The organism is Janthinobacterium sp. GW823-FHT06H09 (assembly GCF_058794735.1).
Genome location: NZ_JBXAHC010000031.1, coordinates 1 through 19,887, shown reverse-complemented (window position 1 = coordinate 19,887; position 19,887 = coordinate 1). Strand labels below are relative to the sequence as shown.

The window sequence follows — 19,887 nt, the reverse complement described above, 5'->3', positions numbered from 1 at the left end:
GTCCCCATCGTCTAGAGGCCTAGGACATCACCCTTTCACGGTGAGTACAGGGGTTCGAATCCCCTTGGGGACGCCAGATTCGCATGCAGTCAGCAAGTAAAGTAACAGGTCGGGATGCAACGCAGCGCATCCAGGACAGATTTTCTGTCCCCATCGTCTAGAGGCCTAGGACATCACCCTTTCACGGTGAGTACAGGGGTTCGAATCCCCTTGGGGACGCCAGACCGGCTGAATCAGCCAACAAAAAAGCCGCCTGGTAACAGCGCGGCTTTTTTGTTATTGGCCGCCATGCCCACGTTTTTCTCTTCCCCTTGACTATGCCACTACCTACCGATCGCGCACCATCTCTCGCCATCTTCTGCAAAGTCGTCGACAACTACGGCGATATCGGCATTTGCTGGCGCTTGGCGCGGCAGTTGAACGGCGAGCACGGCGTCGCCGTCACCCTGTGGGTCGATGATTTATCGAGTTTCCGGCGCATCTGCCCCGAAATCGACGTGGTGGCCGAAGCGCAGCAGGTGTCCGGCGTCACGGTCCGCCACTGGCGCGGCCAGGATGGCGCGTTTGTGCCGGCCGACGTCGCCGACATCGTCATCGAGTTTTTTGCCTGCGACATTCCGCCCGGCTATATCGCCGCCATGGCCCACTGTTCGCCGCAGCCCGTGTGGCTGAATCTGGAGGGATTGACGGCGGAAGAGTGGGTCGAGGGCTGCCATGCGCTGACGTCGCCGCGCCATGGCATGATCAAGCATTTCTTCTTTCCCGGTTTTACCGATAAGACGGGCGGCTTGCTGCGCGAAGCGGCGCTCGATGAAAAAAGGCTGGCGTTCCAGTCCGATGCGTCCGCCATGGCGGCATTTCTCGGGCAGATCGGCGTCACGGCGGCGGAAATGTGCGCCGTGAAAGTATCGCTGTTCTGCTATCCGTCCGCGCCCGTCGCCGAGCTGTTCGCGGCCTGGCAGGCGGGTGAGCAAGCTGTGGTATGCCTGGTGCCGGAAGGCGTCGCGTTCGATGCCGTTCAAGCGTTTATCGGCGACGATGCGGCGCTGCCTGGTGCGGCGCGCACGCGCGGCGCGCTCACCGTGCGCGTGCTGCCTTTCGTGCCGCAGGACGATTACGACCGCCTGCTGTGGGCTTGCGACGTGAACCTGGTGCGTGGCGAGGATTCCTTCGTGCGCGCGCAATGGGCGGGCCAGCCGTTTCTCTGGCATATCTACCTGCAGGACGAAAACTTGCATCACGTGAAATTGCGCGCCTTCCTGCAGCGCTATGCGATGGACGCGGACGGCGCCATCGACAGCCTGGTGCAGGCGGCGCTGGCCTGGAATGGCGCCAGCGCGGACGCCTTGCCGTGGGCGCAGCTGTGGCCCGCATTGCAGGCCGATCTGCCGCGCATCCGGGCGCGCGCGCAGGACTGGCAGCGGCAGATGCAGGCGCATGGCGATCTGGCAAGTAACTTGCTGGCGTTCGCCGGCGCGACGAGATAGGCGCTTGCCCAAAATTAAGGTAAAATGCCCGGTTATTTCTAACGTATTTTTAACCGATCAAACGCAAGCTTGCGGCGCTGATGGCGCACAGGCGGCAGATGGTCTTCATGCAACCCACTTTTTACGTACATTCCTATGAAACCCGCAAAAGAAATTCGTGTTGGCAATATCATCATGGTCGACAGCAAGCCAATGATCGTGTTGCGTTCTGATGTCAACGGTTCGAGCCGCACGGGCTTCACCTACAAATGGAAGATGAAAAATCTTCTGACGAACACCCCGATGGAAAACGTGTTCCGCGGCGACGACAAGTTCGACGTGGTTGTTCTGGATAAAAAGCCAGTGACGTATTCGTACTTCGCCGACCCGCTGTTCGTTTTCATGGACACCGAGTACAACCAGTACGAAATCGAAGAAGAAAACCTGGGCGATGCACTGCATTACCTGAAAGATGGCATGGAATGCGAAGCCATTTTCTACGACGGCAAGGCTATCTCCGTTGAACTGCCGACGACCATCGCCCGTCAAGTGGTGTACTCGGAGCCTGCGGTCAAGGGCAACACGTCGGGCAACGTCCTGAAAGAAGCCAAGATCGAAAACGCCATCGACGCGCACCGCCACACCGTGCAAGTGCCGCTGTTCGTGGCACAGGACGACGTCATCGAAATCGATACCCGTACCAACGAATACAAGCGTGTCGTGCGCAACTGATACGCGCCAGTGCTTGACCATCAAGAAACGCTGCCTTCGGGCGGCGTTTTTTTTTTGCTTGAAAAATAATTCCTTTCAACAACAATTGAGTTGCAAGGACTGCTATGCTATGGCTAGCACATTATTGCGTTAGAAACACTGAGGTTTCCTGGAGATACGATGCAGCGCAGTCAGATGTTACGCAGTGGCGCGTCCCGGGGCGTGTCGCGCCCCGTATTGGCCCGTGCCACGGCGCCCGCCAGTCCCATGGCCCATTTGCTCGACGCAGGGGTCTTGCCGCAACAGCAGATGATGCAGGCAGGCAAACTCAGTTCCCATGCGCTGACGTCGCAGTACCTGGCGCGCATCCGCTCCCTGTGCAGCATCGGCGCGCGCGCCTATCCCGGCATTGAAATCAATCCCGACGCGCTGAAAATTGCGCTGGAAATGGACCGCGAGCGGCAGGTGCACAAGGTGCGCGGCCCCTTGCATGGCATTCCCGTCGTCTTGCGCGACAATATCGCCACGGGCGACCGCATGAAGACGCGCACGCAGGCACCCCTGGCCACGCATGCCAGCTGCGATTCCTTTGTGGCGGCGCGCTTGCGCGCGGCCGGCGCCGTCATCATCGGCAAAAGCAATTTGCGCCAGTGGGCCGCCGTCAGCGTGCCGCATGCCAGTGCCAGCTGGGCCGGCCTGACTATCCTGGCCGTCGACAGCGCGGCGGACGGCTCCATCGTCGCGCCTGCTTCAAACTGCGGCCTGGTCGCCATCAAGCCCACCGGCAGGACCGCTGGCGGGCAGGGCGGTGAGCCAGCCACGGCAGGGCCGATGGCGCCCAGCGTGCGCGAGGCGGCCTGGCTGCTCGCCGCCCTGACGGGCGAGCGCCTGGCCGATGGCTTGACGCTCGACCTTGCCGGCTTGCAAGGGCGCCGCATCGGCGTTGCGCGCAGCCTGTTCGGCCTGTGCGCCGGGACCGATGCCGTGATCGAGCAGGCGCTGCTGGTGTTGCGCGAACAGGGCGCCGAACTGATCGAGCCGCCGCCCGCGTCCGGGTCTGGCGGCATTGAAGCGCTGCTGCGTTCGCATGCGCTCGATGCGCTGGTGGGGCCGACCTGCCATGGCGTATCGCCGCAGTCCGACTTGCCGCATATTACGGTGCCTGCCGGCATGGTCGGGGGCTTGCCGGTCGGCTTGTCCTTCATCGGCCCAGCCCACGGCGACATGGCGCTCATTGCAATGGCGTATGCCTACGAGCAGGCGACTTTGCACCGGCGCACGCCCGCACTGCCATCGAGCATCACCCTGGCGCTGCGTTGACCATGATGATTCCTTTCGTTTTCTTTCGATAAACTATGCTTGCAAGCTTGCTGCTGAGTGCGGCCGTGGCCGCCACCCCGACTCCTTTTGACGCCGAGCAGCTGTCCGGCAGCTGGTCCGACAGCGTGAATACGAATAGTGTGTGCGAAGAAGCGCGGCACTTTACGCGCATGCAGTTGTCTGACGATCATCAGCGGCTGGCGATCTTCAACGACCGCACGTGGAAAAGCAAGCTGGGCGAAACCAACCGCTTTGCCGCGACGGTGGTGGCGGAAACGGAGCGCAGCCTGACGTTGCGCTATGACAATGAGACCCGCCTCAATGCCGCTGGCAAGCTGGTGGAATGGCAGTTGATCATCGTCGCGCCCGGCGTGTACCGCTGGCGCGAGACGGGCTGGCCGGAAGGCAAGGTCAACGGCGTGGTCGGCATCCGCTGTTCTCCCTAGGCGCGCGCACAAGCATGCCATTCTGCTATGCTTCCGGCATTACACTATGCTTTTAGGAGTTTGCATGTCTGTACGTTTGCTTTTACCCGTATTCCTGGGCGCCACCGTGGCGCTGGCCGCCGTGCCGGCACAAGCGCGTACGCCCAGACTGTCGCTGATCGAGCAGGCGCAAAGCTGCGACGGCGGCCATACCTGTCCGTATTTCCCCGATGTCTACAAGGCGGACTACGCCTTTCGCAAGGCCTTCAATGAGGGCTTGAAAAAGGCGGGCCTGAAGCGGCAGCGCTGGGTGCCCGATGGCGTGGCCAGCCCGCTCAAGCCCGTCGAGATCGACGGCAAGGCACGCCTGCTGAGCAGCGTCTGCGAACCGCACAATTGCGGCCACCGCTATTCCATTTTGTACGACCCCGTCGCGCGCAGCATGACGGGCGTGTACATGGGCAGCGATGCCAACGGCGGCTTGCGCACCGTGTATTTCGGCGAGCCCAGCATCGCCGAAGCCGACTTGCTGTACAAGAACTGATGCACGCGCCGCTACGCATTTCCAGCGAGCGCGGCGAGCTGGACGTGCCCATGATCCACCGCTACCTGAGCGAGCAGTCGTACTGGAAGCGCGGCGTGGCGATCGAAACGGTGCGCAAGGGGATCGCCAACGCGCTGTGTTTCGGCGGCTATGTGGATGGCCAGCAAGTGGCGTTCGCCAGGGTCATCACCGACTACACGGATTTTGCCTACCTGCGCGACGTGTTCGTGCTGCCGTCCTACCAGGGGCGCGGCTACGGCAGGCAGATGGTGGCCGCCGTACTTGGTGATGCGCGCTTGCGCGATGTCGCCTGGATGCTGGGCACCGATGACGCGCATGGCCTGTATGCGGACTTTGGCTTTGCGCCGCTGGAGGCGCCGGAAAAGTACATGCGCCGCCCCGCGCCATGAGAATTATCAAAACAACCTTTAGGTGTCAAGAGAACTATTAGCATTATTGTACGCAATAATGTTGCATTGATAATGACGTCGTGTCATTATGCGCGCTCTGCAGCGTGCGTTGCTGGTGCTGTGCTTTGCTGTCGCCCTTGGGCGCGGGCAAAGGTGGTGAGCGGTCCGATTGGTCGTCCCTGGCACGTTTTCTCGTCACTTTAAAGGAATACATCATGAAACAATATGGCGCCGAATTTCTCGGCACGTTCTGGCTGGTACTGGGCGGTTGCGGCAGCGCCGTCCTGGCCGCCGCCTTTCCCGGCCTCGGCATCGGCTTTGTCGGCGTAGCGCTGGCGTTTGGCCTGACGGTGCTGACCATGGCTTACGCCATCGGCCACATCTCGGGTTGCCACCTGAATCCCGCCGTCTCGATCGGCCTGTGGGCGGGCGGCCGCTTTCCCGCCAATCAACTGCTGCCTTACATCATCGCGCAAGTACTGGGCGCCATCGTGGCCGGTGGCGTGCTGTACGTGATCGCCAGCGGCCAGGCCGGTTTCGACGTCAGCAAGGGCTTTGCCTCGAACGGCTTCGGCGCCCACTCGCCGGGCGGCTATTCGATGCTGTCGGCGCTGGTCATTGAAATCGTGCTGACGATGTTCTTCCTGATCGTCATCCTGGGTGCCACCGACAAGCGCGCGCCGGCCGGCTTCGCCCCGCTGCCGATCGGCCTGGCGCTGACCCTGATCCACCTGATCAGCATCCCCGTCACCAATACCTCCGTCAACCCGGCCCGCAGCACGGGCGTGGCCCTGTACGTAGGCGATTGGGCCACCAGCCAGCTGTGGCTGTTCTGGCTGGCACCGATCATCGGCGCCTTGCTGGGCGCGCTGGCCTACCGCTTGATTGCTGGCGAAAAAGAGTAGGTCGGCTTAGCCCGCAGGGCGTAAGCCGACAATGCCGGCAGTGCAGCTTGTCGGCTTACGCGTGGCTGCGCCTCGCTAAGCCGACCTACGACGCTGGTTTAGCGGCTGCCGGTGAACAATCAAGTTGTAGGTCGGCTTAGCCCGCAGGGCGTAAGCCGACAATGCCAACAGTGCAGCTTGTCGGCTTACGCGCGGCTGCGCCGCGCTAAGCCGACCTACGCGGCGCGCCATTCGCTCAGGTAGTGCTGCGGCGTGCGGCCCAGGATGCGGCGGAACATGGCGCTGAAGGCGCTGGGGCTGGCGTAGCCCAGCGCATAGGCGATGGCCGCCACGCCTTCGCCCCGGTCCAGGCGGCAGAATGCCTCGGCCAGGTGGACTTGCTGCAGCCATTGGCGGTAGTGCAAGCCCGTTTCCTTCGGGAATAAGCGGATCAGGGTGCGCGCGCTGGCGCCCGCATCCTGCGCCCAGTCCTCGATGCTGCGCCGGCTGCCGGGCGCACTCATGATGGCCGTGCACACGGCCACCAGGCGCCGGTCGCGGGGCCAGGGGATGGCGAGGGGCACGGTGTCGGCCGTCGCCAGTTCCGACAGGATCAAATGCGCCAGCCAGTCGCCGCGCCCCGCCAGCGCATATTCGATCGGTTCGGCCAGCAAGGTCAGGATCAGCTCGCGCAGCAGCCGGCTCACTTCCAGCACCTTGCAATCGGCGCCATACGGGGCCGCCACCTGCGCATCGATGTACACGGTGCGCATGCTCAATTCGCTCAAGATATGGACTTCATGCACGACGCCCACGGGGATCAGCAGGGCGCGCCGGGGCGGCAATATCCACACGCCATGTTCGGTGGAGACGCGCATCACGCCTTCCGTCGCATACAGCAGTTGCGCCCGCACGTGGCTGTGCGGCGCCGTGTAGTCGCCGGCCGCATATTGCCTGGACATGGCCGTCACCGGGCGCGGTACATGCTGGTAGTCGTGCGAGCTGGTGCTGCGGCTGAACGGCACGCCATCGGGGTGGGTCTGGGCGGGTGGGTGGGTGTACATGTCGGTCGTTGGCTTGTCGCCTGATTGTCACTCAGTTGTCACTTGGGCGACGATTATTGGAAGTTATCAGTTCAGTGACCATACTATACTGGCTTCTTTGCCGGGCCGCCCGCCGTGCCCGATTATTGCGGAAGACACATGCATACAACCACAACTGCCCCGCCATTGGCCAAGTCCGTGCCGGCGGCTCCCTCGCTTCATAGTTCCCAACAACAATCCGGTCTGGCCATGCACATCCTGGGCGCCGTCGCCTTCGTGCATTTGCTCAATGACTTGATCCAGGCATTATTGCCGTCGATTTATCCGATGCTGAAAGCCGAGTTTTCACTCAGTTTTACCCAGGTCGGCCTCATAACCCTGACGTTCCAGTGCACGGCATCGTTGCTGCAGCCCTGGATCGGCTTGTACACGGACCGCCGTCCGCTGCCATTCCTGTTGCCGGTCGGCATGTGCTTCACCCTGGCCGGCGTGCTGATGCTGTCCGTCGTCTCGACCTTTCCGACCCTGCTGCTCGCCGCCGGCCTGATCGGCGTCGGTTCCTCGACTTTCCACCCGGAAGCGTCGCGCGTGGCGCGCATGGCCTCGGGCGGGCGCTACGGCTTTGCCCAGTCCCTGTTCCAGGTGGGCGGCAATGTCGGTTCCGCCCTGGGACCGCTGCTGGCGGCCGCCGTCATCGTGAACCGTGGCCACGGCAATGTCGCCTGGTTCAGCTTGCTGGCCGTGCTGGCCATCGGCGTGCTGTACAAGGTCAGCCACTGGTATAGCGGCCACCTGGCCAGCTTCAAGCCGAAGGCGGGCGGCCATGGTCCGAACTTGTCGCGCAACAAGGTGATTGGCGCGCTGGGCGTGCTGGCGCTGCTGGTGTTCTCGAAGTACATCTACATGGCCAGCCTGTCGAGCTATTACACGTTTTACCTGATCGACAAATTCCACCTGTCGCTCGGCGATGCCCAGCTCTACCTGTTCCTCTTCCTCGCCGCCGTGGCGGCCGGCACCTTCATGGGCGGCCCCATCGGCGACCGCATCGGCCGCAAGCGCGTGATCTGGATTTCCATCCTGGGCGCCGCGCCGTTCACCCTGCTGCTGCCGTATGTCGACCTGTTCTGGACGGCCGTCCTGACGGTGATCATCGGCTTCGTGATTTCATCCGCGTTTTCCGCCATCGTCGTTTTCGCGCAGGAATTGGTGCCGGGCAAGGTCGGCATGATCGCAGGCATCTTCTTTGGCCTGATGTTCGGCGTGTCCGGCATCGCGGCCGCCGCCATGGGCCACCTGGCTGATATCTCCGGCATCGCCTATGTGTATAAAATCTGCTCCTATCTGCCGCTGCTGGGCATTCTGACGGTGCTGCTGCCGCAGATCGAGCAGGTGAAAAAATAAGCGGGTGACGCGGGAGGGCTTGACGGCCCGCCCGCGTACATGCGATATTCGTCCCATGATCACTTTCATCCTCACTCCAGTTTCTGTATCCGGCGCCGCTGCTGCGCTGTGTCCGTGCGCCTGGCCCCGTGAGGATGCGGCTGCGCGCCGCTGACGTTTTACTCCTCATTCGATGGCCACAGTGTTGAAAAACCTGTGGCCATTTTCTTTTTCCGCAGCGTTAATGAAAGCCCCGCATGACACTTCATCTGTACGATACCTATGCGCGCAGCCTGCGCCCGTTTGAACCCATCGCCCCGGGCCAGGCGGGCCTGTATGCGTGCGGGCCCACCGTCTACGATTACGCGCACATCGGCAACCTGCGCACCTACCTGTTCGTCGACGGCTTGCGCCGCGCGCTCGCGTTCAACGGCTTGCAGGTGCGCCACGTGATGAACATCACGGACGTGGGCCATTTGACGTCGGACGCGGACAGCGGCGACGACAAGATCGAAGCGCGCAGCGCCCGCAGCGGCAAGTCGGCCTGGGACATCGCCCTTGAATTTACCCGCGCGTTCGAGGACGATCTGCGCCAGCTCAATATCCTGCCGCCCACCGTCTGGTGCCGCGCCACCGACCACATCGCGGAGCAGATTGCCTTCATCCTCGACCTGGAAGCGAAGGGCTATACCTACCGCACGGACGACGGCATCTATTTCGACACGACGCGCCAGGACAGTTACGGCAAGCTGGCACGCCTGAAGCGCGATGGGCTGCAGGCGGGGAAAAGGGTGGAGCTTGGGGAAAAACGCGACATCTGCGATTTCGCGCTGTGGAAGTTCAGCGGCGTGCCGGGACAGCGGCAGATGGAGTGGGACAGTCCCTGGGGCCTGGGTTTCCCCGGCTGGCACATCGAATGCTCGGCCATGGCGGAAAAGCACCTGGGCGCGTATTTCGACATCCATTGCGGCGGCGAAGACCACGTGGCCGTCCATCACAGCAACGAGATCGCGCAAACGGAAGCGCGCCATGGCACGCGCCTGGCCAACTTCTGGCTGCACGGCGCCTTCCTCAAGACCCAGGATGCGAAGATGTCGAAATCCTCGGGCGACTTCCTGCGCCTGCAAAGCCTGGCGGAGCAAGGCATCGATCCGCTGGCCTACCGTTATCTGTGCCTGGGCGCCCACTACCGCAGCAGCCTCAACTTCACGGATGAAGCCCTGCGCGCCGCCAGCAGCGGCCTGGCGCGCCTGCGCGTGGCCGTGCATGGCCTGGGGGATGCAGGCGGCGAGGCCGACGCGACATGGCTGGCGCGTTTTAGGGCCTGCATCAACGATGACCTGAATTATCCGCGCGCGCTGGCCGTGACCTGGGAGCTGCTGAAAAGCGCGCTGCCCGATGGCGTGAAAAAGGCCACCATGGCCAGCTTCGACGCGGCGCTGGGGCTCGATCTGCTGGCCTGGCAGCCGGCGCAGGTGGAAGTGCCGCAGCCGGTGCTGGCGTGGCTGGCGGAACGGGCCCACGCCCGCGCGCAGCGCCAGTGGGCCGAGGCGGACCGCTTGCGCGAACTGGCGCGCGCGGCCGGCTACGACATCGACGATACGCCGCAGGGGCAACAGGCGCGGCCTTTGTGAAGATGTCCTGCATAATGGCCGCCTGATGAAACTGGAGATGCCGTGAAGCGTCGTTTGCTGTTGTTGAGTTGTTGCCTGGCCTTTTCTGCCGCCCGCGCGGCCAGCGAGTGTCCGGGCTTTCCCGTGCTGGCCACGTCCGGCGAAGCGCTGCTGGCGCAAGTGCGCGCGCTGCCGCCCGTCGGCATCGACCGCGAACGGCAGGCGTGCGCGCCGGCGACCGTCATCGACTTCGCCTACAGCGGCGGCACCTTGTGCCGCTTTGGCGGCGACGAGGGGACGGCCGATGCCGCGACCGCCGCCGTCACGCGCCTGGCCGATGACGGCGAACTGGTCGAATACCTGTATCTGTTCCCGTATGCGCCGGCTACGCATGCGCGTTTGCTGGCGCTGCTGGCCGCGCGTTTTGTGCCAGTCGACAAGGCGGCGTGGCCGGCCTTCCTGCAGCGCGCCACGCCAGGCAAGGAAACCACGGCCCTGTTTACCCATGGCGGCTACTATATTTCGCTGGGCAAGCCCACGGACGGCGACCCCGCCGACTGGTATTCGAACGTGATCTTTGAAAAGATGGATAAACCCGCACTGGGCGTGCGCAAGGTGTGCCGGGAGGGGCGCGATGGCTGAAGCGGACGCCTTTCCCGCGGCCTTGGCCGGCACCGTGGCGCAGCTGCTGCCCGCGCTGGGGAGCGGCCGGACACACCCGCCATTTGCCGTGCGCCAGGATGGCGAGGCCTTGCTGATCCCGGCGCGCACCTATTATGACCGCGAGCCGCTGCTGGCCTGTACGCGGCTGCCCGGCGACGCGGGCGTGATCGCCCTGTGCCTGGGCACGCGCCACCATGACGGCCATCTGCGCGAAGCGTGTGCAAGGCAGTTGCTGCAGCAGGAGCGGGCGTGGACGGTGCCCTTCGTCGTGCACCTGTGCGGCGAATACGTGCTGGAGATTATCGAGGCAATTGGCGCGGCGCTGCCGGCCTGGAATGCCGACGCGCTGGCGCGCTACCTGCGGGAGAATCCAGCGTATCTCGATACGCTGGAGCGGCGCACCGTCAGTTACTGGAATTGCTATTACCGCGGGCAGTATCCCGTGTGGGGCAGCTACCCGGGACGCAGGACCATGGCGGCCCTGCGTACCTTGCAAGGCCTTACGCCTCGATAAAGCGCATCTTGAAGCTGCGGCCCTTGATGTTGCCGAAGTCGCGGCCCAGGGTATTGCCCGCGTTCAGGCGCTTGAAGGCAGCTTCTGCCACCTTGCGGTCGAGCGCCACGTAGGTCATGAATTCGAACACGTTGATCTTGCCCACCTGCTCCTTGGTCAGGCCAGCATCGCCCGTCAATGCGCCCAGCAAGTCGCCCGGGCGCAGCTTGTCCTTCTTGCCGCCCATGATGCACAGGGTGACCATCGGCGCCGGCAGCGCTTCTGCGCCATCGTCCTCGTTCAGTTCCTTCAGGTCGTGCCATTCGGCGGCGCTGTTCTGGTATTGCTCGATCAGCTTGACCCATTTCTTCTCGTTCGGCGCGCACAGCGACAGGGCCAGGCCCTTCTTGCTGCCGCGGCCCGTGCGGCCGATGCGGTGGATGTGCACTTCCGTGTCTTTCGAGACATCGACGTTGATCACGGCGCCCAGGTCGGAAATATCGAGGCCGCGCGCGGCGACGTCGGTGGCCACCAGCACGGAGCAGCTGCGGTTGGCGAACAGCACGAGGATTTCATCGCGCTCGCGCTGTTCCAGCTCGCCGTACAGGGCCAGAGCGGAAAAGCCTTGCTGGCGCAGTTCCTCGGCCAGTTCGCGGCAATGCACCTTGGTGTTGCAGAAGGCCAGGGTCGATTCCGGCTTGAAGTGTTTTAACAGCTTGCCGACGGCGCTGTTGCGCTCGTCGAAGCCGATTTCATAGAAGCGCTGCTCGATCTTGTCGTTGTCGTGCTGCGCCTCGACCGTCACTTCCAGCGGATTGACGAGGAACGACGCCGTGGCGCGGCGGATGTCTTCCGGGTACGTGGCCGAGAACAGCAGGGTCTGGCGGCGCGCCGGGCAGGCGCTGACGATGCCGGCGATTTCCTCATAAAAGCCCATGTCCGTCATGCGGTCCGCTTCATCGAGCACCAGGGTCTGCACGTGATTCAGGTTGATGGTGCCGCGGCCCAGGTGGTCGCGCAAACGGCCCGGCGTGCCGACGACGATGTGGGCGCCGTGTTCCAGCGAGGCGATTTGCGGGCGCATCGGCGCGCCGCCCGTCAGGGTCAGGATCTTGATGTTGCCGGCCGCGCGGGCCAGGCGGCGCAATTCATTGGCCACCTGGTCGGCCAGTTCGCGCGTGGGGCACAGCACCAGGCCTTGCACGGCAAACCAGGCCGGATTGAGCTTGTGCAGGATACCGATGCCGAAGGCGGCCGTCTTGCCGCTGCCCGTTTTCGCTTGCGCGATCAGGTCGCGGCCATCGAGCACCGCCGGCAGGCTTTGCGCCTGGATGGTGGTCATCTCGTGGTAGCCGAGCGAATCGAGGTTGGCCAAAAAGGCGGGCGTCAGCGGCAGGCTGGAAAAAGAGGTGGTGGCAGTGGAGGTGTTCATAAAGGGCGGAGCCGGTAAAAAGCGGGTGGATGGGCACAGTCTACAGGCGTTCTACGCCCTTGTGCGGATGGTGGTGTGGAAGCCGGCGGCAAACGGCCGCCGGCGTGGGGTACTAATTATCGGGCGCCCAGATGGGCAAGCCGGTGAGATCGAGGCCGGCGTCGCGCGTCCATACGGGCAGGCCCGTGGCGTCGGTCGGCTCCAGCAATTCGAGCTGCACCTGCTTCAGCGCCGCCTTGCGCGCGCGCGCGCGGCGCTGCGGCTCCGGCGCCGGCTCTGGCGCCTCGAGCGCTGGCGGCGGGCCGAAACCGGGCAAGTCGATGGTGGCGTTGTCTTTTTTATCTCTCATTTGCTAACCTCTGTCCCTGGCCTGCGAAGGCCAAGGGGCGGGCAAGGTGCTGCCCGCCTATGTCAATACGCTTTCACTTCATCCACAAAACAAAAGCCCGGCTACTGGAGTCGGGCTCATTGTGAATATCATCGGCAGGAAAAGCAGACCTGCGGATTTAAGTGCGGCACGCAGTGTATCACAGGCGTGCCGCATTGTGGGAGGCTTAGCGGAAGCTCAGGGCGCCCGTCAGGTCACCCGGCGGCAGCGCGCCCCGTGCTGCAAACGCGTCGTTGCGCACTTTCAGGCCTTCGAGCAGCGGCAGGTCGTGCAGGCGCGTGATCAAACGCAGGATCGACGTCGTGTCGTAGAAACTGTGGTCGACGGCGCCTTTTTTCGCGTACGGCGAGACGACGATGGCGGGAATGCGCGTGCCCGGGCCCCAGCGGTCGCCCTTCGGCGGCGCCACGTGGTCCCACCAGCCGCCGTTCTCATCGAACGTGATCACCACGATCATGTCCTTCCACTGCGGCGATTCCTTCAGATGCTGGATGACGTTGGCCACGTGCTGGTCGCCCGATTCGATGTCCGAATAGCCCGCATGCAGGTTCAGATTGCCCTGCGGCTTGTAGAAGGTCACGGCCGGCAGCTTGCCCGCCACGGCGGCGGCGAGGAATTTGTTCGAGATCGGGCTGTCGCCCGTGCCGCCGTCGCGCAGGTGTTCGGCGCGCGCCGCCGTGCCGGGCGCGAACTGCTTGAAGTAGTTCAGCGGCTGGTGGTGGAACTGGAAATTTGGTTTACTGCCGCCGCCCTTGTGGTCGAGCGCCGCTTGCCAGCCGCCGCCATACCACGCCCAGCTGACGCCCTTGCGCGACAGCAGGTCGCCGATGGTGTCGTAGGTTTGCGGCGGCAGGGTATTCGCGTCGGCCGGGTCGGCGTGCAGCGGGTCGCCGTCGAAGGCGGGGCGGATGTAGCTCGGTTGATACGGCGGCGCCATGGTATTGACGGCATAGCCGTCCGGCGTGATGGCGCCGTCGTTCACATATTTCGGCTTGCCTTCCAGCGCGGAGGCGGGGCAGTCGGGCGAGATGGCCAGGCGCACGCCTTGCGGGCCGTCCGACAGCACGGCGATCTTTTTCTTCGCCGCCGTCTCGGTCGCGTTAAAGTATTCGTTGGCGCGGCCCGTGACGAGGAACTGGTGGTTCATATAGGAGCCGCCGAAGGCCGCCATGAAGAAGTTGTCGCACAGCGTGTATTGCTCGGCGATCTGCCACAGGTTCAGGTTTTTCGACGTTTCGCCGTAGTGGCCCATCACCAGGCCGCCGCTGTCGGCCCACGCGGCAAAGCCGTCGTTCTTGCCGCCATTGATCTGCATCTGGTTGTTATAGAAGCGGTGCACGAGGTCGCGCGTGATGATGCTCTCGGGCAGGGGCTTGCCGGACGCGTCGCTCAGTTTGTAGGGAGCGTTGGGCAGGCCGGAAATCTGCTCTTCCTTGATCAGGTAATCGATGCCGCCGATATTTTGCTGATTCGGCACCAGGCCGCCCCAGATCTTCGGCAGGGTTGCCAGCGGCTTGCCGTCGCGGTCCAGCTGCTGCGCCTGTTCCGCGGTGACGGCGGACAGAGGCGCGCTGGTACCGGGGAAGTTGGCGAACAGGTTGTTGAAGCTGCGGTTTTCCAGGTAGATCACGACCACGTTCTTGACGTGCGCCTTGAGTTTCGCGTCGAGCGAACCCTTGGCGATGGTCTTCCTGGCTGGCGCGGCGTCGGCCAGCGCCGGCAGGCTGGCGGCCAGGCCGACTGCGGAAGCAGCCTGGAAAATGCGCCGGCGCGAGGGATTGGCGGGTTGGTCGGCCGGATCGGCTGGCAGGGCGGGGGCGAGGTCCTTCACACATTCTCCTTGGGTGTCTCTATGGGCACGGGCGTTGGCGGCAATGGCCGGCAACGCCCGTGAAGCGGGAAAATTGTATCACCGGCCCTGCGCCCCTGTGAAATATTCAGCCTGCCCTAGAACTGGTAGCGCACCTTCAGTGCCACCTTGCGCGCCGGGCCATACATGCCCGAGTACCACCAGTCCGACACGGAAGCCGTGTACTGCTTGTCGAACAGGTTGGCCACGTTCACGGTGGCCGACAGCTTGTCGTTGACGTCATAGCGCGCCATCAGGCTGGCCACCGAGTACGCCTTCTGTTCCCAGTGCAGGGTACTGTTGATCTGCCACGCGTCGATGTCGGAATACACGCGGCTTTGCCAGTTCACGCCGCCGCCCACGGTCAGGCGATTGAGCTCGCCGGGCAGGCGGTAAGTGGTCCACAGTTTCATCAGGTGGCGCGGGAAGGTGGTCAGGATCGCCTTGCCGGTATTGTTTTCCGTCTGGCTGTAGGACCACGCAGCCGAGATGTTCCAGTCCGGCGTCAGCGCGCCCGTCGCTTCCAGATCCACGCCCTGGGTCTTGGCGCCCTTGATGGTGCGATTGGCGGGATTGTTCGTGCCCGGGACGGTGTAGCCGGGGTCCGATTCGGCCAGATTGCTCTGGCGGATCTGGTACAGCGCGGCGGCCGTGTTCAGGCGGCCATCGAACCAGCCGCTCTTGATGCCCGCTTCAAAGGTCTTGCCCTCGCGCGGCGCCAGCAGCTTGCCGTAGCGGTCTTGCTGGGCTTGCGGCTGGTAAATGGTGGAATAGCTGGCGTAGGCGCTGTGCGTGGCGTCGATGTCGAACACCAGGCCGCCATACGGCGTGAAGACGCGGCTTTCCGAGGCTGGCGACGCGCTGTAAAACGGCACGGAAGGCGCGTCCGAGATGTAGTTCTCGCTGTAGCGCAGCACCTTGGCGCCGGCGATCAGTTTCAGGCGCTCGGAAAGGTTGAGACGCGTGGCGGCATACGCGCTGGCCTGGCGGCGCGTGCTGTCGTAGGTGACGTAGGTATCGCCAAACACGGGCGTTGCCAGGCGATTCCAGCGGTACAGGTTGACGCCGCTGCCCTGGATGCTCCAGTCGAAGCGGCCATCCGTCTTGCTCTGGAATTGGCTGTAGTCCATGCCCAGCACCAGCTCGTGCTGGCGGCCGAAGGCGCTGAACGGCCCGCGCACGTTGACGTCCACGCTGTTGACCTTCAGCTGGTAATCGCGGTAGTCGGCGCTCAGGCCCAGGCCATCGCCTGTGGCCTGGTCGGGGAAGCCGGCGCTCACGTTCATGTAGACGGCGCGCTCCTCCTGCGACGACTGCACGCGGTTGGCCGAGATTTTCAGCTTCCAGTCGTTTGTCAGCGCGTGTTCCAAGGTGGCGAAGATGTCGGTTGAATTGGTGTTGAAGCGATTCGACCTGGCCGCCGGGCTGAAGGAGCGGGGCAGGTCCGTCATGGCGCCATTGCTGTAGAACAGGGGGAAGCCCAGGTAGGAGAGGGAACCGTCCGAGCGCTTGCGCTGGTGCGTCACGCCGGCCGTCAGCTTCGTGTCGCTGGACAGGTCCGCCTCGACCACGCCGTAGACCACTTTCTTGTCGCGGCTGTAGCCGTCGATGATGCTGTCGCCTTCCTCGTACACGGTCACCAGGCGGCCGCGCACCGTGCGCGCCTCGTCCAGCGGACCCGAGATGTCGGCCATGGCGCGCCGTTCATCGTAGGAGCCCAGCTCGCCCTCGACGGCGGCCTGGAACTGCGCCGTCGGTTTCTTGCGCACCATGTTGATGGCGCCCGACGCGTCGCCCGCGCCCGTCATCAGGCCCGAGGCGCCGCGCAGCACTTCGATGCGGTCGTACAGCGCCATGTCGGCCAGGCTTTGCGACGGTATCGCGTCGAGGCCCAGGTTTTCCGAATGCGTGCTGATGCCGTCGAGCTGGTAATTGGTGATCGAATAGCCGCGCGAGGTAAAGCCCGTGCGCTCGCTGCCCAGCGAGAACAGGGTGATGCCCGGCGTTTGCGCCATCACTTGCGCGATCGTGCTCAAGCCCTGGTCCTGCATGCGCTGCTGCGTGATGACGCTGACCGACTGCGGCGTTTCCCTGATCGACAGGCCCAGCGGCGTGGCCGTGGCGATCGGCAGGGTGGAGACATACGCGCCCGAGCCTTCGGTGGCGTCCTGCTGCGCCTTGACCGATACTTCCGGCATCATGGCGATGGCCTCCGCGCCGGAATCCGCCTGGGCCTGGGCCGGGCGCAGCACGTAGCTGCCATTGGCGCTGCGCTCGGCCTTCAGGCCCGTGCCGCGCAGCACGCCGTTCAGGGCGGCCAGCACGTCGTGGCGGCCGCTCAAGCCCGCCGACGTCTTGCCGCGCGTCTGGTCCGGCGTGAAGCTGAGGATGACCCTGGACTGGCTGGCGACCTGGCGCAGCGCCGCCGCCAGGTCGCCGGCCGGCACCTGGAAGTCGAGACTGGCCGCAGCGGCGGCCGCGCTTTCCTGCGCCAGGGCTGGCGCCTGGACGTTCAGCAGCAGGGCCGAACCGATGAAGACGAGCTGGATGGCATATGCCATGCGCTTGATGCGCGGCCTGGAAGAGATAGCTTGGGACATGGTTACCTTGTGGTGTAGTCGTCAAAAAGAACGTTGCCTACACAGGTCACGCGAGAATCGAAAACGGGTACCTTTTTTTTGCGCTGGCGTCAAAATACATGTTCAGCGCTGCCGCCGCGCTTCCACCTGCACCCAATAGCGCGTGCGCAGGCGCACGTCCACCGGCAGGGAATCGGGCAGCGACAGCAGCACGGCGTCCAGGTCGGCCAGCGGGAAGACGCCGGAGATGCGCAGGCCGGCCACCGCGTCGTCGCAGCCCAGCAAGCCGTGGCGGTAGCGGCTCAACTCATGCAGGAAGTCGCGCAGCGGCATGGCGTCGGCCAGCAGCAAGCCCTGCCGCCAGGCCCAGATGTCGGGCGAGACGGCGTGCGCGGGCACGATGCTGCGCGCGGTCATGCCGCCGCCCTGGCCGGCCTGGATCACGAGACTGCCATCGCCCTGGCACGGCATCAGCCGCACGGCGCCTTCCTCGACGGCGACCAGCGTGCTGCCCTCGGCCTGGCGCACCGAGTAGCGCGTGCCCAGCGCCTGCGCGTGGCCTTGCGCCGTTTCGACGAGGAAGGGGCGGTAAGGCCGGCCCGTTTCGCGGGCGGTGGCGATGAAGACTTCGCCCCGCACCAGTTGCAGCAGCCGCTGCGTGTCCGTGTAGCGGATGTTGACGGCGCTGCCGCTGTTCAGATGCAGGCGGCTGCCGTCGGCCAGGGTCAGCTCGCGGCGTTCGCCCACGCCGGTGGACAGGTCGGCCAGCGCGGCGCGGGCCATGCCGGGCGCATATTCCGAGCGCGCGCCGAACCAGCCCGTGATGCCGATGGCCGATACCCACGCCAGCAGCCGCAGGCTGCCGCGTCGCGAGACGGAACGCGAGAGGGGACTTTGCAGCAGCGCCTTGCGGCTGGCTGGCCCATCGAGTTCGCGCAAGCCGCCGCTGATGCTTTCGATGTGACGCCATGCCCGTTCATGGTCCGGGTGCGCCTGGCGCCACTGCTGCCACGCCGTTTTTTCCGCCGGCGTCGTTTCGCCGCTCATCAGGGTGGTCAGCCATTCGGCCGCTTGCATGGCGACGGCCAGGTCGATGGGCTGGCCCTGGGCGTAGACGGTGGCGCCGCGCATGTCAGGGCGCGGCAAAATCGGGCACGGCAAAAAAGCACAGCAGGTTGGCCTTGCTCAGGTATTTTTTGACGGAATGCGTGGTGGTGCCCAGTTCGGCGGCGATCTGGGCATAGCTCATGCCGTCCAGGTGGGCCAGCAGGAAGGCGGCCCTGGCCTTGGCGGAGAGCCGGTCCAGCGCGCGGTCGATCAGTTGCAGCGATTCGAGCAGGATGGACATCGCTTCCGGCGACGGTGTACTCGCTTGCGGCTGGTGCAGCAGGGCGTCGAGGTAGGCGCGTTCCAGTTCTTCGCGCCGGCAGTGGTTGGCCAGCAGGCGCTTGGCGATGGTAGCCAGGAAAGGGCGCGGCTGCGCGATCCTGGCACTGCTGCGCGCAACGAAGATCTTGAGGAAGGTATCCTGCGCCAGGTCGCCCGCCAGCCCCGCATCGTGCAGGCGGCGCTTCAGCCAGTGCAGCAGCCACGAGTGGTGCTCGGCGTACAGGGCCTGGAATTCGGACGGCGGGGAAGGGGCGGACAGCATGCGGACGGGATGGAATATCTTAATCTAAATGAGAATTGTTCTCATAATAGCGCAGCGGCGCGCACCAGGCAATCAGGAAAACGCGGCGTTGCTGAAATGCGACTGCGCGCCCGGGCCGCGCGTGGCGCGGGCTTTGCGCCTGCGCACGGCAGATGTAAAAGTTTCCTTGGCGCAAGCTTTCATGTGAGAAAATGGGGTTGGCCATGTGGAGCGGAGCAAAAAAAATGATGTGGATGGTTGGCGGTGTCCTGGTTCTTCTGGTCGCCAGATTTTTATGGTTGGCCTATTTCCATCGGGTCAACGCGATGTCGCGCCAGGCGGAAGTGATGAACTGGATCGACATCGGCCGCGTGTCGAATGCCGATGGCGGCAAGGATATTCTGTTGGCGAGAAACGAGCGCGGTGCCCGGATCGACTGGCGCACGGGCGAAGTCTGGCTGATGAACCCCAAGGTGGGCGAGCCGTTTGCCGATTTTCTCGCCGTCGAGCGCTGGCTGACGATGCGCGACATGCCGGCGGCGAACAAGCCGGCCGCCGCTGCGCCTGCGCCAGTGGCGCCGGAGCCGGAAGCGGCGCCCGACGCCGGCCCCGTGCGCGATACCTTGCCTGCTTTCCAGCAAAAGGTCGATGCATGTTTGGCCAAGGCCGAGGGCGGACAGGAATTGCTGGAAACGAAGCAGGCGTTCGAGGCGGGCAGCGAGCCTTATCTCGAGGCGTCGACGGAATTGAGCAAGACCGCGCTGGAGCTGGAAGTGTCGCCGGCCATGGTGGCCACGTTTCATATCAGCGCGTTTGCCGCCCTGGCTGAAACGGCTGGCGCCGACAAGCTGGAACGGGTGGCGGCCAGCCTGCATGCGGCGGCCAGGCAGATCAGGGCCAGCGTCACCGCGTAACAGCATGGGCCCGGCCCGGAATGAAAAAAACCGCTGACTCCCTTGCAGGCATCAGCGGTTTTTTATGTATTGGTTGCGGGGACAGGATTTGAACCTGTGACCTTCGGGTTATGAGCCCGACGAGCTGCCAGACTGCTCCACCC

At 64.3% G+C, this 19,887-nt stretch carries 19 protein-coding genes and 2 tRNA genes; 14 read left to right on the top strand and 7 right to left on the bottom strand.

The annotated features are described in order from the left end of the window. The 9 genes from AC1Q6X_RS27610 (at position 1) to aqpZ (ending at position 5,781) form a co-directional block, all read left to right on the top strand. Positions 1-76, top strand: a tRNA-Glu gene (locus tag AC1Q6X_RS27610). A 70-nt stretch (positions 77-146) separates the two neighbouring features. Next, positions 147-222: transfer RNA gene (locus tag AC1Q6X_RS27605), tRNA-Glu, on the top strand. 95 nt (positions 223-317) lie between these two features. Further along, positions 318-1,487, top strand: a complete 1,170-nt coding sequence (earP, locus tag AC1Q6X_RS27600) for an elongation factor P maturation arginine rhamnosyltransferase EarP (RefSeq protein ID WP_492498987.1) — start codon at positions 318-320, stop codon at positions 1,485-1,487. 135 nt (positions 1,488-1,622) lie between these two features. Beyond that, the gene (locus tag AC1Q6X_RS27595) at positions 1,623-2,198 is read left to right on the top strand and encodes an elongation factor P (protein WP_070223695.1); all 576 of its coding nucleotides are present in this window, start codon (positions 1,623-1,625) and stop codon (positions 2,196-2,198) included. 159 nt (positions 2,199-2,357) lie between these two features. Continuing rightward, on the top strand, positions 2,358-3,497 hold the full coding sequence (locus AC1Q6X_RS27590) for an amidase family protein (RefSeq protein WP_070289890.1): 1,140 nt from the start codon (positions 2,358-2,360) through the stop codon (positions 3,495-3,497). A 35-nt stretch (positions 3,498-3,532) separates the two neighbouring features. Then, positions 3,533-3,943 (top strand): hypothetical protein, encoded by a 411-nt coding sequence (locus AC1Q6X_RS27585; RefSeq protein WP_070223698.1) that lies wholly within the window; start codon positions 3,533-3,535, stop codon positions 3,941-3,943. Positions 3,944-4,007: 64 nt separating this feature from the next. Next, positions 4,008-4,466: a hypothetical protein gene (locus AC1Q6X_RS27580; RefSeq protein ID WP_492498986.1), complete on the top strand. Its 459-nt coding sequence runs from the start codon at positions 4,008-4,010 to the stop codon at positions 4,464-4,466. Then, positions 4,466-4,876 (top strand): GNAT family N-acetyltransferase, encoded by a 411-nt coding sequence (locus AC1Q6X_RS27575; RefSeq protein WP_492498985.1) that lies wholly within the window; start codon positions 4,466-4,468, stop codon positions 4,874-4,876. Before AC1Q6X_RS27580 ends, AC1Q6X_RS27575 begins: the two co-directional genes overlap by 1 nt. Positions 4,877-5,091: 215 nt before the next feature. Further along, positions 5,092-5,781: an aquaporin Z gene (gene aqpZ, locus AC1Q6X_RS27570; RefSeq protein ID WP_058048505.1), complete on the top strand. Its 690-nt coding sequence runs from the start codon at positions 5,092-5,094 to the stop codon at positions 5,779-5,781. 215 nt (positions 5,782-5,996) lie between these two features. On the opposite strand, the gene AC1Q6X_RS27565 is transcribed toward aqpZ, so the two are convergent. After that, positions 5,997-6,824, bottom strand: a complete 828-nt coding sequence (locus AC1Q6X_RS27565; RefSeq protein ID WP_492498984.1) for an AraC family transcriptional regulator — start codon at positions 6,822-6,824, stop codon at positions 5,997-5,999. 228 nt (positions 6,825-7,052) lie between these two features. Between AC1Q6X_RS27565 and AC1Q6X_RS27560 the strand changes: the two genes are divergently transcribed. From AC1Q6X_RS27560 to AC1Q6X_RS27545, 4 genes are all read left to right on the top strand, one after another. Then, on the top strand, positions 7,053-8,204 hold the full coding sequence (locus tag AC1Q6X_RS27560) for an MFS transporter (RefSeq protein ID WP_492405683.1): 1,152 nt from the start codon (positions 7,053-7,055) through the stop codon (positions 8,202-8,204). Between the two features lie 236 nt (positions 8,205-8,440). Beyond that, positions 8,441-9,817 carry a cysteine--tRNA ligase gene (cysS, locus tag AC1Q6X_RS27555; RefSeq protein ID WP_492498983.1) on the top strand — a complete coding sequence of 459 codons (1,377 nt, stop codon included), beginning with the start codon at positions 8,441-8,443 and terminating at the stop codon, positions 9,815-9,817. A gap of 42 nt (positions 9,818-9,859) precedes the next feature. After that, complete coding sequence (locus AC1Q6X_RS27550) at positions 9,860-10,438, top strand: hypothetical protein (protein WP_492498982.1); 579 nt, start codon at positions 9,860-9,862, stop codon at positions 10,436-10,438. Then, the gene (locus AC1Q6X_RS27545; protein ID WP_492498981.1) at positions 10,431-10,973 is read left to right on the top strand and encodes a hypothetical protein; all 543 of its coding nucleotides are present in this window, start codon (positions 10,431-10,433) and stop codon (positions 10,971-10,973) included. Before AC1Q6X_RS27550 ends, AC1Q6X_RS27545 begins: the two co-directional genes overlap by 8 nt. Here the strand turns inward: AC1Q6X_RS27545 and dbpA are convergent. From dbpA to AC1Q6X_RS27515, 6 genes are all read right to left on the bottom strand, one after another. Then, on the bottom strand, positions 10,960-12,384 hold the full coding sequence (dbpA, locus tag AC1Q6X_RS27540; RefSeq protein ID WP_492498980.1) for an ATP-dependent RNA helicase DbpA: 1,425 nt from the start codon (positions 12,382-12,384) through the stop codon (positions 10,960-10,962). The two genes, AC1Q6X_RS27545 and dbpA, sit on opposite strands and share 14 nt — an antisense overlap. Positions 12,385-12,496: 112 nt before the next feature. After that, positions 12,497-12,733, bottom strand: a complete 237-nt coding sequence (locus tag AC1Q6X_RS27535) for a hypothetical protein (protein ID WP_099408811.1) — start codon at positions 12,731-12,733, stop codon at positions 12,497-12,499. A 205-nt stretch (positions 12,734-12,938) separates the two neighbouring features. Continuing rightward, the gene (locus AC1Q6X_RS27530; RefSeq protein WP_492498979.1) at positions 12,939-14,603 is read right to left on the bottom strand and encodes an acid phosphatase; all 1,665 of its coding nucleotides are present in this window, start codon (positions 14,601-14,603) and stop codon (positions 12,939-12,941) included. 116 nt (positions 14,604-14,719) lie between these two features. Next, the gene (locus AC1Q6X_RS27525; protein WP_492498978.1) at positions 14,720-17,221 is read right to left on the bottom strand and encodes a TonB-dependent siderophore receptor; all 2,502 of its coding nucleotides are present in this window, start codon (positions 17,219-17,221) and stop codon (positions 14,720-14,722) included. A gap of 102 nt (positions 17,222-17,323) precedes the next feature. Next, complete coding sequence (locus AC1Q6X_RS27520) at positions 17,324-18,331, bottom strand: FecR domain-containing protein (protein ID WP_492498977.1); 1,008 nt, start codon at positions 18,329-18,331, stop codon at positions 17,324-17,326. A gap of 1 nt (position 18,332) precedes the next feature. Further along, positions 18,333-18,851 carry a sigma-70 family RNA polymerase sigma factor gene (locus AC1Q6X_RS27515; protein WP_492498976.1) on the bottom strand — a complete coding sequence of 173 codons (519 nt, stop codon included), beginning with the start codon at positions 18,849-18,851 and terminating at the stop codon, positions 18,333-18,335. A 278-nt stretch (positions 18,852-19,129) separates the two neighbouring features. On the opposite strand from AC1Q6X_RS27515, the gene AC1Q6X_RS27510 reads away from it, so the two are divergent. Continuing rightward, positions 19,130-19,744, top strand: a complete 615-nt coding sequence (locus tag AC1Q6X_RS27510; protein ID WP_139143036.1) for a hypothetical protein — start codon at positions 19,130-19,132, stop codon at positions 19,742-19,744. Positions 19,745-19,887: the final 143 nt, after the last annotated feature.